The organism is Bradyrhizobium sp. PMVTL-01 (assembly GCF_051861855.1).
Taxonomy (GTDB): Bacteria; Pseudomonadota; Alphaproteobacteria; order Rhizobiales; family Xanthobacteraceae; genus Bradyrhizobium.
The window spans coordinates 6488723-6503217 of sequence record NZ_CP193982.1 but is presented as its reverse complement, the minus strand read 5'-3'; the positions used below and the strand labels follow the sequence as shown (position 1 = coordinate 6503217).

Genomic DNA, 14495 nt, shown 5'->3' with positions numbered 1-14495 from the left:
GTGCGGGCGCCTCGATGGCGGTGGGGCCACCATTGCCCCGGCTGATGGCGTTGCGCCGATGAGGCCTGATCAAGTTTCTCCGCGACATCCATCAGTGCTCGATACTGACGGCTGACGCCGTTCGCACGAGACCGCATCACTTTGCCCGGCGCACGCTGCAGATGCCGCCCCGGCTGTCAGAAAGGCTCGCGGCATGCTGCATGTCCTGGAAGCCAGCTTGCCATCTTTGGGCCATCGCGGACTCCGACAGATCGAAGGATTTCTCGGGGCCGGCCTCTTCCAGGCCCGGCCGGTAGCTCAGGAGATGGACGAAGTCTTCGCGCGCCAGTCCCTGGAGCTCGGCGCGAAGCTGGCGAGCTTCCAGCGCGTGGCGCAGCCGCTGGAAGGTCTGGTTGCCGAAGGTGAGATCGCTCTTGCGTTCAGCTGCGGATTCGAGGCCGTCAGGGACCTTGCCGTCACGGGCGAAGAGATCGATGATAAAGATGCTGAGTGGATCCTCGCTTTCGAGCATCGGCTCGAATGGCGCGTTCAACGAGAAGCCGCCGTCGACGAGCCAGCGGCCGTTGATTTGGACCGGCGCGAACTCCGGCAGAAATCCGCAGCTGGCCAGGATGTGATCCATTTCGATCCGGTCGGACGACGAGTCGAAGAGCACGGCATCTCCGCTTTCGACGTCCGTGGCACAGACGGTGATGCGCGGCTCGCCCGCGTTCAGCCGTTCGAAATCGATCAGCCTTTTCAGCCGCTCGCGCGTCGGGCCGAGATCATAGAGGCCGCCGAAATGAGCCGTCGGAATTGGAAGCCTCGGATGAAAGAAGCCGGGATGGCCGAACAGCCGCGTGCTGATCGAACTTAGCCAGGCGAACGGATGCCGACTGACATTGGCCCATGTCGAGATCTCACCGGCACCATGCCAGTAGCTGCGCAAGCCCTTGAGGCGATCGGGCCCGGGGCTTCCCGCGATCAGCGCCGCGCTGATCGCGCCCGCCGACGAGCCGGCGACCCAATCGACCGGCAACGCCCGACAAGCGAGTGCCTCGAATGCCCCGCCATGATAGGCACCGAGCCCGAGGCCACCGGAAAACACGACCGCATTGATGGGCCTGTTCGATGCCGTCACGTCGTTCGGCCGGACACGGCCGCGCTCAGCCGAGGCATGGAAACCGCTCACCGATATCCCCGGTAGCGGCGCGCATAGGCATAACGCGGATTGATGCCGCAATAGGCATTGGTTCCCGACGCGCTGGCCATGCACTGCGCGTAGCTGGCGAACTGACAATTGCCGGGATAGCCCCAGATCCGGCCCTGCAGGCAATAGCGATCCTGCGCGAGGGCAGCGGTCGACGCACCAAGGCTTGCCATCAGCGAGAGCGCTGCGGCAGCCATGAGCAAACGATGTTTCATTACAAATCTCCAATCTAGACAATGAACGTTGCCTTCAGGCCGGCGTTCCAAAGCCGCACTCTCATCGCGCTCAGTGTTTAAGTTGAAAGCGAAAATGTCTCACATCGCTCGCCCGCCGGCCGCCCTCGGCGGCCCGCTATTTGACTACAGCTCAGCGCATTCGTCACGGGCGGCTCGTTCATCTGCGCCACCTGACTGCGCTGTCGGGCCGCGACGGCCCGAGCACCGGCCCTTGGCCCAGGGGCTCGCACCCGCCGCGGAACGTGAACGTCCCATTGCCGTGTTTGGTGTCTTGCGCCTCGCGAGCTTCAACAGCTCCCCGCATTTGGACTTATGTGGACCGGTTTCTCCTCGGCGACCATGCGGAGGTTGCTTGTCATCAACGATGCAATTTTCGATCAGTTGAGGAAGCTGGAAAGCGACGTTGTTGAAGGGGAGCCACGGCTCGCCCGCCCCAGCGGCAGCTTCAGCAGGGCCGACAGCAACTTTTATCGCTGCTGCAACGATAGACCGTGCCGGAAGAGCGAAACGCAACAGAGCGCGAATCGCAACCGGCAGGTGAAAATTGCTTCTGCGTCATAATCATAATGACTCCAACGTAAAAAAAGAAAATAGTGTGCTTAAAAAGAAAAGAATGGGAGGAATGGATGGACACTGCGAGTCGCCTGCGCGCCATGGCATCATTGTGCCGTCAGACCGCCGCGCATAATCCAGATCGAAGCTGGAAACTGCTCGCGGAAGCTGAGTATTGGGAGCACCTGGCTCATGATGCGGGGCTCGATTCTTCCGAGCATTGCTCGGTGGGCTCGCCGCACTTAGCGGCAGAGCGGGAGAGCTCCGAGCGGGCTCCGGCCCTCGCGCAGTGAATGCGCGGCGCGGTCATTGCCAGCCGGCGCGCTGGTTCCTGCTGACCGATCGCTATGCGAAATCGGCGAGTTCGCCGCTCAGGCCGGCCTTGCGCAAGCCGTCGAGGAAATGGTCGCGGTCGACGGGATCCCTGTACCTAGCGGCGCGTATCCGGGCGAGCTCGAGTGTGTTGACCGGCAGCGCCTCGCCACGCCCGCTCAATTCCAGACCTCGCTCTCGAATGAATGCACGCACCTCGACGTCCGCCTCACTCGGTCGATCGATTTGCGCGTAGCACGCCGCAAGGAGCGCGTGGGACCAGCGATCACTCGATCGCGCTTCCCTGAGCACCTTGATCGCCTGTTCGTAGTCGCGCGCCGAATAGAGCGCCAGCGCGTGATACCAATGGTAGATGTTGGGAGGAAACGGGTTGAGCTGTTTGGCCGATCTGATCCATGTCAGCGCGTCCCGCCAATGCCCCCAATAGACTAGGATGTTGGCAAATGCTGCGGCGACGTCCGCATCGTTCGGGTTGAGCGTCAGAGCCCGCTTGAAGTGGGTTTCGGCCTCCTGGTGACGGTTTTGCAGGAAAAGAAGCTGGGCGAAGACGCCGTGCGACCAGGCATCATTCTCATCGAGATCGAGTGCGATCTCGATCTCGCGACGCGCATCGTCCAGCGAGGGCGCGGCGGGTGATTCCAGAAACGCGGCGCAGACGATGGTCCAGGCGATATTGGCGTGAGCGCGGGCATAGGCTGGATCGAGCTCCACGGCTCTTGTGAAGCAACCTCTCGCCTCATCCATGCTTGTCACGGTCAACTGACGCCATCGCTCGTTCCCCAGCAGGACGAGATCGTAGGCCGTGATGTTGGAAGTCTGCTTGCCTCTTGCGATCTCGCGGCCCGCGTCCTCAACCCGGCCGGGCAGCGCTGAGACGATTCTGCCGACGATTTGGTCCTGGATGGCGAATATGTCTTCGATCACGCGGTCGTAGCGCTCCGTCCAAAGGGTGAAGCCGCTCACGGCATCCAGAAGCTGGACCGTCACCCGCACCCGTTTCCCGATCCGGCGCGCACTTCCTTCCACCACATATCGTACGCCGAGCTGGCGGCCGACCTCTCTGATGTCGGACGACCTTGCGCGGTAGAGGAAGCTGGAATGGCGGGCCACGACGAAGTGCGACCGGAAACGCGACAATTCCGTGATGACGTCTTCCGTGACTCCGTCGGAAAAGTAGTCCTGTGCCGGATCGCCGCTCAAGTTGGCAAAAGGCAGCACGGCCATCGATGGTTTGTCGGACGGAGCGAACGGGAGCAATGTCTGCCGTCCGCGATCGAACAGGGCCGCGGCTGGCGGGCCGACGTAGCGGTAACCGCGGCGCGGCAGGGTCTCGATCCAGCTGCTGCCGCCTTCGACGTCTGCAAACGTCCGCCGCAGCGCCGCGATCTGTACGGTCAGATTGCTTTCCTCGATTGCGAGCCCCGGCCAGGCCGCCTCCATCAGCGCGTCCTTGGCAACCGGCTTTCCAGCCTGCTCCAGCAGCAGCCGAAGCAGTGCGACCGCCCGCCCGCCGACACCCAGCGGCTCGGCGTCGCGAAACAGCGTGCCGGCCGCTGTCTCGAGACGAAAGGGACCAAACTCGTAGATCGTCGCCATGGCCTAGAGACACCATTTTTGGCGAAATTTGCAACTTTTTCCGGTTCGATTCAGGAAACGACCCGGCGTTCCGTGAGACGATGGATGGGGCATTGGCGGCGAGGAGCAAATGGGATGGAGCAGCGGCAGCCAGACGACAACTTGATGGGAAAACTGCACGCGGGACCCTTGTCCGCGCCACAACTGCGGCTGAAGGGCAAGGTGGTCCTCGAGGGGGACGCCGGCTACGACGAGGCGCGCAAGGTCTGGAATGGCGCCATCGACAGGAACCCGGCCGTGATCGCCTACTGCGCGGATGCGCAGGATGTGGTCGAGGCCGTGACGTTCGCGAGATCCCGCCTCTTCCCGGTGGCCGTTCGCAGCGGAGGCCACAATGTCGCTGGCCTCTCGGTCTGCGACGGTGGCATGGTCATCGACTTGTCGCGGATGAAACGCATTGACGTCGATCCGGTCCGTCGCACCGCATGCGCAGAGGCAGGTCTGTACCTCGGCGAGTTCGATCGTGCCACGCAGGCGTACGGTCTGGCGACCACCATGGGGGTCAACAGCGACACCGGCATCGCCGGGCTCACGCTTGGCGGCGGCTTCGGCAAGCTCGGGCGAAAATACGGACTGACCTGCGACAACCTGATCGCCGCCGAGGTGGTGACGGCCGAGGGAAAGATCTTGAGGGCCAGCGCGACCGAACATCCCGACCTGTTCTGGGGCCTACGAGGCGGCGGCGGCAATTTCGGCATCGTGACTGCGTTCGAATACCAACTGCATTCCATCGGCACGTCATTGCTCGTCGCGTCGGCGCTTCATTCCTACGATCAGGCACGCGAGGCCATGCGGTTCTACGGTGAATTCGCCCGAAACGCTGCCGACGAGGTCAATGTCGATGCCGCCCTTGTGACGCTGCCGTCGGGAGAGCGATATTTCGGTATCACTGGCTGCTATGTCGGCCCGCTTCACGACGGCGAGCAAGCGCTTTCGCCGATCGTCAAGTTCGGCTCCCCCGTCGAGACGCGGCTCGCAACCATTCCCTATCTCGATATACAGTCGGGCGGCGATGCCCTGTTTCCGCGGGGACGTCGCTATTATTGGAAGGCGCAGTTCCTGCGCGAAATCGGTGCGGGGGCAATCGACACGCTGCTCGACGCCTATGCGAGAGGCCCAACACGTCGTCGCTATTGGTCTTCCAGCACGTCGGCGGCGCAATCGCGCGGGTTCCGGCGTTCGACACGCCTTACGCAAATCGCGATGCAGCGTTCGACTGCTTCCCGGTCGCGATCTGGGATGATCCGGCCGACGACGACGCAAACATGCGCTGGGCGCGCGAGCTGTGGAGCGCCGTCAGGCCCTATTCGACGGGCGGCGTGTACGCGAACAATCTCGGCGACGAGGGCGAGGATCGCATTCGCGACGCCTATGGCGAGAATTATCAGCGTTTGGCCGCGCTCAAAACGAAGTATGATCCGACCAATTTCTTCCGCCTGAACCAGAATATCAAGCCGGCGCCATAGTTCATAACATTCGAGATCCGCCAAATGCGAAGCCGCTGGACCATACTTGTTGCTCTGTTCGTCGCGCGGGCCGCCATCGCCTTTCAGTTTCAGAGCGTCGCCGCCGTCGCGCCGCAGCTGAGCCAGAGTCTGGGTGCGAGCCTCGCCGATATCGGGGTTCTGATCGGACTCTATTTTGCTCCGGGCACCGCGCTTGCCCTGCCGGGTGGTGCGATCGGCGGCCGCTATGGCGACAAGGTGACGGTCCTCACCGGACTCGTGATGATGCTGGCCGGTGAACTGCTGATGACCACGTCAACGTCATGGAGCGCGCAGATCGCGGGCCGGCTGACTGCCGGCATCGGCGGTGTTCTCCTGAACGTTCTGATGACCAAAATGGTCGCGGACTGGTTTGCCGGTCGGGAAATCGCCACCGCGATGGCCATTTTCATCAATTCGTGGCCGGCTGGCATCGCGCTCTCTCTGATGCTTCTGCCAGCCATCGGCGACGCCCTCGGGCTCCATGCCGTTAATTTCGCCGTCGCAGGGCTGATCCTGATCGGGCTTGGCGTCATCGCCTTGGTTTATCGCGCGCCTGATGCGACCGTCGGGGCGGACGGCCAGCGCGGGAGCCTGACCGCCTACACGATCTGCGCCGTGATTGCCGCCGGCTTGATCTGGTGCCTCTACAATATCGGCTTCGCGATGATCTTCAGTTTCGGCCCATCGATGCTTGTGGAGCAGGGCTGGTCCGGTGCCGCAGCGGGATCGACAGTCAGTGTCGTGCTCTGGCTCGCCGCCCTCTCGGTTCCGCTCGGCGGATTCCTGGCCGATCGGACCAAACGCGGCGAGGCCATCCTCGTGACAGGTTGCATCGCCTTCGCCGGTCTGACGCTTCTTCTGTCGCGGAGCGGCATGGTGGTTCCCATCGTCGTTGCTCTCGGAATCCTCTGCGGCTTGCCTGCTGGGCCGATCATGAGCTTGCCGGCGCGTGTGCTCGACCAGACAATGCGGCCGATCGGAATGGGACTGTTCTACACGGTCTTCTACGCCGGCATGCTGGCCGGACCGGCGATCGGAGGCAAGCTCTCCACCTCGTTCGGCTCCGCGAGCGCTGCGCTCGACTTCGGCGCCGGCGCGCTCCTGGCCTGTCCCGTCGTGCTGTGGCTGTTCCGCCGTATCGTTGCCGGCCGCTCTGGATCGGCCCGGAGCGTTCGAGCTCCCACTTAGACTAGAGCGAGCTGCCGCGAGCGGCGCAGGCGCCGCCCGTGACAGCCGTTGTTTCAATGCCTTCCGGGCAAAGGCCGCGCTCGCCGCAAGGGGAACGTCGGTGCGGCAGATACGTTGCTGGCGAGCATGGCCAACGCAGGACCGGAACCGATGTACGCGCTGTTCGAGGGTAATAAGCAGATCGGCAATCCCTTTCCGACCGAGAAGGAGGTGTGGGAAGCCGCATTGATCGAGGGATTGGTGACCGATGTTCCGGTCGCCGACGAGGAGGGCGGCCGACTTCTTCCCGCAGGATATCACGTCGCGCGGGTCGACGAGACCTGCACGCCGAGACCGGACTGGAAGCTGCCGCGCGAAATCTCGTAAGCAGGGCTCGTTCTAGTCTAACGCAGGATGAAATTGGGCGGGCCGTTGATGATTCACCTCTCCCGGAGGAAGAGGTGAATCGAGCCCTGGGCGCGCATCGATTCAACCAAATCTCATCCGCTTTAGTTCGCGCTCAGCGCCGACTTGGCGACCTCGGCCATCCAGCTGGAGGTGACGGGAAGGATGGCGTCGTTGAAATCGTAGCGCGGGCCGTGCAGCTCGGCGCCGTCGCGCAATTCGCCGTTGCCGATCCAGACGAAGGCGCCGGGCCGATGCTTGAGGTAGAAGGCGAAGTCCTCGCCGGCCATGCTCGGTGCGAGGTCGCGGCGAACGGGAGCCTGCACCTTCTCGGCGGCGAGGCGCGCCAGGCCCGCCTCGGCCGGAGTGTTGATCACCACGCCGACGCCCATGACGATCTCGGGCGTGACCTTGACGCCGAAGCTCGTGGCGATGCCGGCGCAGGTCCGTTCGATCGCGCCCAGGATGGTGTCCTTGATCTCCTCGCGGTGAAACCGCAGCGTGCCGCGGATCACCACTTTGCCCGCGATCTGGTTCGGCGCGGTGCCGCCATCGATCGTGCACAGCGACAGCACCGCGGTGTCGAGCGGATCGACGCTGCGTGACACGATCGACTGCAGCGCCACGATCAGATGGCCGGCCGCCATCACCGGATCGCGCGTCAGATGCGGCATGCCGGCATGTCCGGCATGGCCCTCGATGGTGATGGTGACGCGGCCGCCGGAGGCCATGACGACGCCGTCATGGACCGCGATGCTGCCGGCCTGCAGACCGGGCCAGTTGTGAAAGCCGAACACCCGCTGCATCGGAAAGCGCTCGAGCAGCCCGTCCGCGACCATCATGCGCGCGCCGCCATAACCTTCCTCGGCCGGCTGGAAGATGAAATGGACCGTGCCGCTCCAGTCGGTATCGGCGGCGAGCAGCGCGGCCGCGCCGAGCAGCGAGGCGGTGTGTCCGTCATGGCCGCAGGCATGCATCACGCCGGGACTGGTCGAGGCGTAGGGCAGGCCGGTGTCCTCGGTGATCGGCAGCGCATCCATGTCGGCGCGCAGGCCGACGCGGCCCTGCGCAGACCCGCGCGTCAACGTTGCCACGATGCCATGGCCGCCGACGCCGGCTTCGAAGGGAATGCCGAGCTCGGTGAGCTTGTTCTGCACGAAGGCGGCGGTGGCCTTCTCCTGGAGGGACAGTTCGGGGTGGGCATGCAGATGCCGGCGCCACGCGGTCAGTTTCTGGTGCAGCTCGGGTGTCAAGGCAGGGAATCTTCCACTGGGAGGGCCGGCTTGCAGCCAGCATAGCCGAATACCGGGCCGAAGCATCAGGCGCCGGCGAATGCCCCGGGTGCAGCAATGCGCGTTGCCTACGCCGCCAGCTTCGCCAGGCCCTTCCAGTCGAAGCCGATGCCGTGGCCCGGACGGTCCGGTGCCAGCGCCTTGCCGTCCTCGAGCACCAGCGGATGCTCGATATATTTGTCGAGGCCAAAACCATGCGCCTCCAGATACGACCGGTTCGGGCACGCCGCGAGCAGATGCACGGTGATGTCGTGCGCGCCGTGGCTCGTGACGGGCAGGTTGAAGGCCTCCGCCAACCGCGCGATCTTCATGAAGGCGGTGACGCCGCCGCAATTGGTGACGTCGGGCTCGGGATAGGACACCGCGCCCGCAACGATGTAGTTCTTGAACTCCCACAGCGAACGCAAATTCTCACCCGCCGCGATCGGCACGCCGGCGGCCTGCATGATGCGGGCATGGCCCGCGACGTCATCGGGAATGACGGGCTCCTCCAGCCAGGTGAGATCGTAGTGCTGGAATGCGCGGGCGGCGCGGATGGCTTCCTCGACCGTCCACTTCATGTTGGCGTCCGCCATCAGCGGAAAGCCGTCACCGAGATGCTGCCGCATGGCGGCGACGCGCGCGACGTCGGAGGCAAGGTCGGGTCGGCCGACCTTCATCTTGATGGCCCGAAAACCTTTGGCGAGATTGCCCTCGGTCTGCTTCAGCAGCGCCTCGACCGAGAGATCGAGGTCGATGCCGCCGGCATAGCAGGGCACGCGTGCATCGAAGCCGCCGAGCAATTGGTACAGCGGCAGCTTCGCGCGCCGCGCCTTCAAATCCCACAGCGCGATGTCGAGCGCGGAGAGCGCCAGCACCGTCGGCCCGCCACGTCCCCCGTAATGCAGGCCCCACCAGATATGATGCCAGATCGCCTCGGTGTCGTCGGCCTCTCGTCCCTCGAGCAGCGGCGGGATCTCGCGTCCGAGGATGTCGGCAATCGCCCCGCCATTTCGGCCCACGGTATAGGTGTAGCCGACGCCCTCGGCGCCCTCGGCATCGCGGATGCGGCAGGTGATCAGTTCGAACGCCGCGATCTCGCCATGCGTGGAGTCGGACAGCGTGACGGGGAGGGGGATCCGGTAGAGTCCGGTGTCGATGCCTGCGATGCGTACCATGTGGCCTCCCTGATGATTCTTTCTTCTTCTTCTTCGTAGGCTTAGCTGGCGGCTGCGCGAAGCGCAGTCCGCTGGCCTGACCCACCACTTTTGTCGCCGCGGATAGATGCCGTGGTGGGTCACGCTGACGCTAACCCACAATACGGACTCACCGCATCGTCGCAATCTGCACGGCCAGCGCACAGGCGCGGTCGTATTCATCGAGATTGATCCATTCGTCGACCGTGTGCGCCTCGTTCTGGCCGGCGCCGAAGGTCACGGTCGGAATGCCGTGGCGGACCATCCAGTTGGCATCGAGGCCGCCATTGGCGGCGCGCACGTTCGGGGTGCCGCCCACGGCAGCCACCGCCTCGATCGCGCGCTTCACCACGGGAAGGTTCTCCTTCATGCGGAACGGATGATAGTCGGTCTCGGCCTTGAACTTGACCTTGCCGGATTTGCCTTGCGCGTTCGTCACCTTCCTGGCCGCCTTCTCGAACGCGGCCTTGTAGGCTTTCGTGATCTCCTTGAAGAATTTTCCGTCATGGCTGCGGCATTCGCCGCGCACATGGACGTAGTCGGTGACGACGTTGGTGGCATCGCCCGCGGGGCGACCTTCGCCGCCGGTGACGGGGCCGACATTGCTGGTGCCCTGCTGCTTGCCCTTCACCACCTTGCCGAACCAGCCGCCGGCCTTCACGTCGGCGAGCGCGAGCGCCATGATCATGGTCGAGGAGATGCCGCGCTCGGGCGCGACGCCCGCATGCGAGGCGCGGCCGAAGATCTCGACGGTCCAGCGGTCGGCGCCAACGGCGCCGATCACGACGTTGGACGCGGAGCCGCCGTCATAGTTGAACGCCATCACCGGCTTGCCGAGCTCGTCGAGCTTGACGTGGCGCGCGCCATAGAGCCCGCTCTCCTCGCGCACGCAGAACAATAGCGTGATCGGGGGATGATCCAGCTTCTGCTTGGCGAGCTCGGCCGCGAGCGTCACCAGCACGCCGCAGCCGCAGCGATTGTCGCCGCCGAGCGCGGTTTTTGCCTCGTTGACGATCTTGCGCCCGGCCTTCTTCGGCTTGGCGCCGGCGCAGAGCGGCACGGTGTCCATGTGGGTCATGAACATGATGCGCGGCTGGTTGTGCAGCGCGCCGCGGCCGGGCAGGTCGACGATGAGATTGCCGGTCTCGGTCGGCACGGGGATGCGCGTGTTGGCATCGTCGAACCGGATCGCCTTCGCCGGAACGCCGGCCTCCTTCAGCGCAGCCGTGAGCTCTCGCCCGATCGCCGCCTCCTGTCCGGTGACGCCCTCGACGGCGAGGAAGCGCATGAGACGATCGGTAGCGGCTTTGTGGTCGACAGGCATGGACTGGAATTCCCTTGAGGCAGATAGCGGCGCAGCATCCACTGCGGCTTGGCATTTCGCAAGGGGCTCAGACCGGCCGCGTGTAGATCAAAAAGATCAGCACGCCGAACGCCAGCGCGGCCGCCATGAACAGCAGCACGGCCGGCAGCCCCGCGAGCGCGGCCACCGCGCCGGTGACGGATTGCATCAGTGCGGTGCCGAGAAAGAACGCGAGATTGACGGCCGCGAGTGCTTTTCCCGCGACCTGCGCGTCGACGAGTTGCCTGGACATGCCGAACAGCAGCGGCTGCGCCGAGGTGAAGAGGCCGATCAGCACGAACAGTGCCAGGTCGTAGCATGGCGGCATGACGTTCACGCCGAACAGCCATGCAACGGGAAAGTGCGGCGCGCCCAGTGCCATCAGCGCGAGCAGCAGCGCCGCGACCGCGTGCGTGCCGGCAACCAGCTCGCGGCGGCGGCCGAGCCTGCGATCGATCATGCCGACCAGCAGGGGACCTGCGATCATCGCCAGCGTGAACGCACCGAGCTGGTTGCCGGCCTCGACCCGCGTCAGTCCCTTGATCTCCATCAGCCATGGCCCGCCCCACAGGCCGCGCAGCACCAGCGTGCTTGCCAGCGACACCAGCGCCAGCGCGATCACGCCGCGCAGCGGCCGCGACAGGCCGAGCCTTAGCACCTCGATCATCTGCGACAACGGCGAGGAATCGTCCTTGTGCTCGGCCGGCTGGCTCGGCACCAGCATGAACACTGCGAGTGCGACGAGGATGCCGCCGATCGCGGAGATCCAGAACCCGGCCCGCCAGCCATATTGGTCGATCACGAAGGCGAGCGGGCTCGACGACAGCAGCATCCCGATGTTGCCGATCGACAGGATGGCGCCCGACCATAATCCGAACCGCGCGGCGGACAATTGCTTGGCCGCAAGCGTCATCGGGCACATCAGCATGCCCGAGGTCGCGACGCCGAGCATGAACTGCCCGACGGCAAAGCTCGCAGGTCCCGTCGCAAAGCCCGAGGCCACCGCGCCGAACACGGTTCCTGCCAGCAGGCCGAGCGACACCGGCCGCACGCCGAACCGGTCCATCGCCGCGCCGACGGGGACCTGCGAGGCCGCGAAGGCGAAATGATAGAGCGAGGTCAGGCTCGCCAGCGCCTGCGGCTCGATGCGGAAATCCGCCGCCATCAGATCGAGACTGACGGCCGGAATCGTGCGCAGCAAGGTCGAGAGCATGTGCCCGCAGGCGAGCGCGACCAGCGCGAAAATCAATACGCGGCTGGCATCGCCCACGTTATCACCGGCAGCACCCATTGAGCATCCGTCCCGACAAAGCTTTTTGGTGCCGTTACACGATCGGAGGGCGCGTGCCAACAGCGGGAGGTGCGTGTCAGCCGACGAGACGTGAGGGCAGAGCAGTCCAGAAACCGGCCGGGGGCGTTCTGGCAGGGGCCTGCGCGGCGATTGCAGGCTTCAGCCAATATGAACCAAGTGGGCCGCCAAGACGTTGTTCCGGGGAAAACGCGGTATGCTTGGAAGCGGCAAGCGCCCTGATCTGCGGCAGCGGCAATGTCTTCGTCCGAGAGTACAAGTCAGACGACCGGTGACGCGGCCCGCCGAGAGCGGAGAAGGAGCAATTCCCTGCTGCTGGCCCTCGCAGTCGGGTTTCTTGTTTTTGGGGCCGCAACGGGTGCGCTGTATTACGCGTTGCGGCCGGACACGCTCCGGATTGCCGTCGGGCCGCCGGGCAGCGACGATGACAAGGTCGTTCAGGCGATGGCCGACGCCTTCGGCAGCGAGAGCCGAACGGTCCGGCTGTCCCCGATCAAAACCGAGGGCGCGGCAGAGTCTCTTGCCCTGCTTGCCGCCGGCAAGGCCGACCTGGCCATCGGCCGCGGCGACCTCGACATGCCCGCCGAGGCACAGGCCGTCGCGGTCGTGCGCAAGAACTTCGTTGTGCTGTGGGCGCCATCCGGACCTGCGGGCAAGAACTCGAAAAGGAAGCACTCGCCGAAAATCAAGGAGGTCGCCGATCTCGCCGGACGCCATGTCGGTATCATCGGGCGGACCGCGGCGAACGCCGCCTTGCTGCGGCTGATCCTGAGCAGCTCCGGCGTAGCGGCGGACAAGGTCGCGGTAACGCACTTTGGCACGGACAACATCGAGGAACTGGCGCGCGATGCGAGCCTCGATGCTTTCATGGCGGTCGGGCCGCTCGACAGCAAGATCACTTCGGACGCCGTCGCTGCCACCGCGCGCACGCGCGGCGAGCCGAAATTTCTCGCCATCGAGACGTCGGAAGCGATCGCCCTGAAGCACCCTCGGTATGAATCGGAGGAGATTCCGCCGAGCGTCTTCAATGCGGATCCCGCCTGGCCGGACGACAAGGTCGAGACGGTCAGCGTCAGTCACCTCATCGTGGCAAAAAAGACCTTGTCGGAAACGACGGTGGCCGCGTTTTTTCGGCAGCTCTTTGCCGTTCGTCAGGCGGTCGCGAGGCAGGTGCCCGGTGCCGCCCACATCACCAAGCCGGACGTCGAGAAGGACAGCGAGCTGCCGGTCCACCGGGGGGCGGCGGCGGTGATCGACGGTAATGAACGCACCTTCCTCGACCGGTACGGCGACTACTTCTGGTTCGGGCTCCTCCTTCTCTCCGGGATCGGTTCGGCCGTCGCCTGGTTGCGTCGCTACTTGAATCGCGACGAAAGGGAGGAAAACACCAGCCATCGCAAGCGAATCCTGGCCATGGTTTCCAGTGCGCGAACCGCGGAGTCCAACCAGGAGCTTCTGTCCCTGCAGCGCGAGGCCGACGCCATCATCCATGAAACGCTCGAATGCTACGATGATGGCGCTATCGAGGAAGAAGAACTCGCGGCATTTGGGCTGGTGCTCGAGCTGTTGAGCAATGCCATCGCGGAGAGACGAGCCGCGCTGCAGCGCGCCAGTTTCGAAACCGTTCGAGGCGCCGCAACAGCGCCGCGAGGGTGAGGTGTCGGGCTAGCATGCCGTCGGCGATCCCCGCGGCACCTGGAGCGCGCTACTGCTCCTGGATGACCACCGTCATCGCCTGCGCGACAAGGTGAACGCGCCGGGCCTGTAGCGCCGGCTCACCCGACGCGCGGATTCACCACCGCATAGCCCCGCAGCGATCGCGCGTGAATGCGGGTGGCCCGGCCTCCTGAATTGCCGTCATACGCCATCCACACGTCTCCGCCGACATGCTGCTCCAGAACGAAGACGTGCCCGTGCCGCGCAGCGACCATCCCGGGCGCAGGCGAGGTCCGCGGAAAGCGCAGCCAGTTCGCAGCCAGATTCAATCCCGGCACGATGTGGCCAAACACGCGGATCGACGCCGCGCAACCGCAGAAGGAGCGCGGGCAGCCGGATGGACGGCCGCCGACGACCTGGCCTGCGCCGTCCGCTGTTGCAACCCGCATGATGGCAACGCGTCCCGTCATCTCTTGCGGCGCGCGAACACGCGATGCCGTCGTGCGCATGTTCGAGCCGGAGAAGTCGCAGGGCATGACGACGTTGCACTCGGGCGGCGACGCCGCGCGGAGGGATCGAGCGGGGCGTGCGTCGGCAGCGACCGATGAAATCGCAACAATGCAAATAAAGGAAAAGGAAAACGCAAACGCAAACGTAAAACGACGGTACATCGCAGGTCTCCAGGTTCATGAAGCCTGCCCCGCCGCAGAGAAGGAA

12 protein-coding genes and 1 pseudogene are annotated in these 14495 nt (G+C 64.8%); 5 read left to right on the top strand and 8 right to left on the bottom strand.

Features of this window, described 5'->3' with window-relative positions; translation table 11 throughout:
• Positions 1–136: 136 nt before the first annotated feature.
• The 3 genes from ACRQ5Q_RS31400 to ACRQ5Q_RS31390 all read right to left on the bottom strand — a co-directional run bounded on the left by ACRQ5Q_RS31400 (position 137) and on the right by ACRQ5Q_RS31390 (position 3906).
• The gene (locus tag ACRQ5Q_RS31400) at positions 137–1171 is read right to left on the bottom strand and encodes a patatin-like phospholipase family protein (protein WP_439373962.1); all 1035 of its coding nucleotides are present in this window, start codon (positions 1169–1171) and stop codon (positions 137–139) included.
• Entirely contained in the window at positions 1168–1386 is a 219-nt protein-coding gene (locus ACRQ5Q_RS31395; protein WP_439399911.1) for a DUF3551 domain-containing protein, read from the bottom strand. The genes ACRQ5Q_RS31400 and ACRQ5Q_RS31395 overlap by 4 nt, the downstream gene beginning before the upstream one ends.
• 936 nt (positions 1387–2322) lie before the next feature.
• Complete coding sequence (locus tag ACRQ5Q_RS31390; protein ID WP_439393816.1) at positions 2323–3906, bottom strand: winged helix-turn-helix domain-containing tetratricopeptide repeat protein; 1584 nt, start codon at positions 3904–3906, stop codon at positions 2323–2325.
• An 84-nt stretch (positions 3907–3990) separates the two neighbouring features.
• Here ACRQ5Q_RS31390 and ACRQ5Q_RS31385 point away from each other — a divergent pair.
• The 4 genes and pseudogenes from ACRQ5Q_RS31385 to ACRQ5Q_RS31370 all read left to right on the top strand — a co-directional run.
• Positions 3991–4521: pseudogene (locus ACRQ5Q_RS31385) on the top strand (FAD-binding oxidoreductase); the annotation flags it as partial.
• A 689-nt stretch (positions 4522–5210) separates the two neighbouring features.
• Entirely contained in the window at positions 5211–5411 is a 201-nt protein-coding gene (locus tag ACRQ5Q_RS31380; RefSeq protein WP_439393814.1) for a BBE domain-containing protein, read from the top strand.
• A gap of 24 nt (positions 5412–5435) precedes the next feature.
• Positions 5436–6620 (top strand): MFS transporter, encoded by a 1185-nt coding sequence (locus ACRQ5Q_RS31375; RefSeq protein ID WP_439373964.1) that lies wholly within the window; start codon positions 5436–5438, stop codon positions 6618–6620.
• 150 nt (positions 6621–6770) lie between these two features.
• Positions 6771–6986 carry a hypothetical protein gene (locus tag ACRQ5Q_RS31370; protein WP_439373965.1) on the top strand — a complete coding sequence of 72 codons (216 nt, stop codon included), beginning with the start codon at positions 6771–6773 and terminating at the stop codon, positions 6984–6986.
• A gap of 122 nt (positions 6987–7108) precedes the next feature.
• On the opposite strand, the gene ACRQ5Q_RS31365 is transcribed toward ACRQ5Q_RS31370, so the two are convergent.
• The 4 genes from ACRQ5Q_RS31365 to ACRQ5Q_RS31350 all read right to left on the bottom strand — a co-directional run bounded on the left by ACRQ5Q_RS31365 (position 7109) and on the right by ACRQ5Q_RS31350 (position 12104).
• A complete protein-coding gene (locus ACRQ5Q_RS31365) occupies positions 7109–8257 on the bottom strand; it encodes an amidohydrolase (RefSeq protein WP_439373966.1) in 1149 nt (382 codons plus the stop codon).
• Positions 8258–8364: 107 nt separating this feature from the next.
• Positions 8365–9453: a mandelate racemase/muconate lactonizing enzyme family protein gene (locus tag ACRQ5Q_RS31360; protein ID WP_439393812.1), complete on the bottom strand. Its 1089-nt coding sequence runs from the start codon at positions 9451–9453 to the stop codon at positions 8365–8367.
• Positions 9454–9601: 148 nt separating this feature from the next.
• A complete protein-coding gene (locus ACRQ5Q_RS31355) occupies positions 9602–10795 on the bottom strand; it encodes a M20/M25/M40 family metallo-hydrolase (protein ID WP_439373968.1) in 1194 nt (397 codons plus the stop codon).
• Positions 10796–10862: 67 nt separating this feature from the next.
• The gene (locus ACRQ5Q_RS31350) at positions 10863–12104 is read right to left on the bottom strand and encodes an MFS transporter (RefSeq protein WP_439373969.1); all 1242 of its coding nucleotides are present in this window, start codon (positions 12102–12104) and stop codon (positions 10863–10865) included.
• 255 nt (positions 12105–12359) lie between these two features.
• On the opposite strand from ACRQ5Q_RS31350, the gene ACRQ5Q_RS31345 reads away from it, so the two are divergent.
• The gene (locus tag ACRQ5Q_RS31345) at positions 12360–13778 is read left to right on the top strand and encodes a TAXI family TRAP transporter solute-binding subunit (RefSeq protein ID WP_439393810.1); all 1419 of its coding nucleotides are present in this window, start codon (positions 12360–12362) and stop codon (positions 13776–13778) included.
• Positions 13779–13897: 119 nt separating this feature from the next.
• Here ACRQ5Q_RS31345 and ACRQ5Q_RS31340 read toward each other — a convergent pair whose 3' ends face one another.
• A complete protein-coding gene (locus ACRQ5Q_RS31340; RefSeq protein ID WP_439373971.1) occupies positions 13898–14449 on the bottom strand; it encodes a hypothetical protein in 552 nt (183 codons plus the stop codon).
• Positions 14450–14495 lie beyond the last annotated feature (46 nt).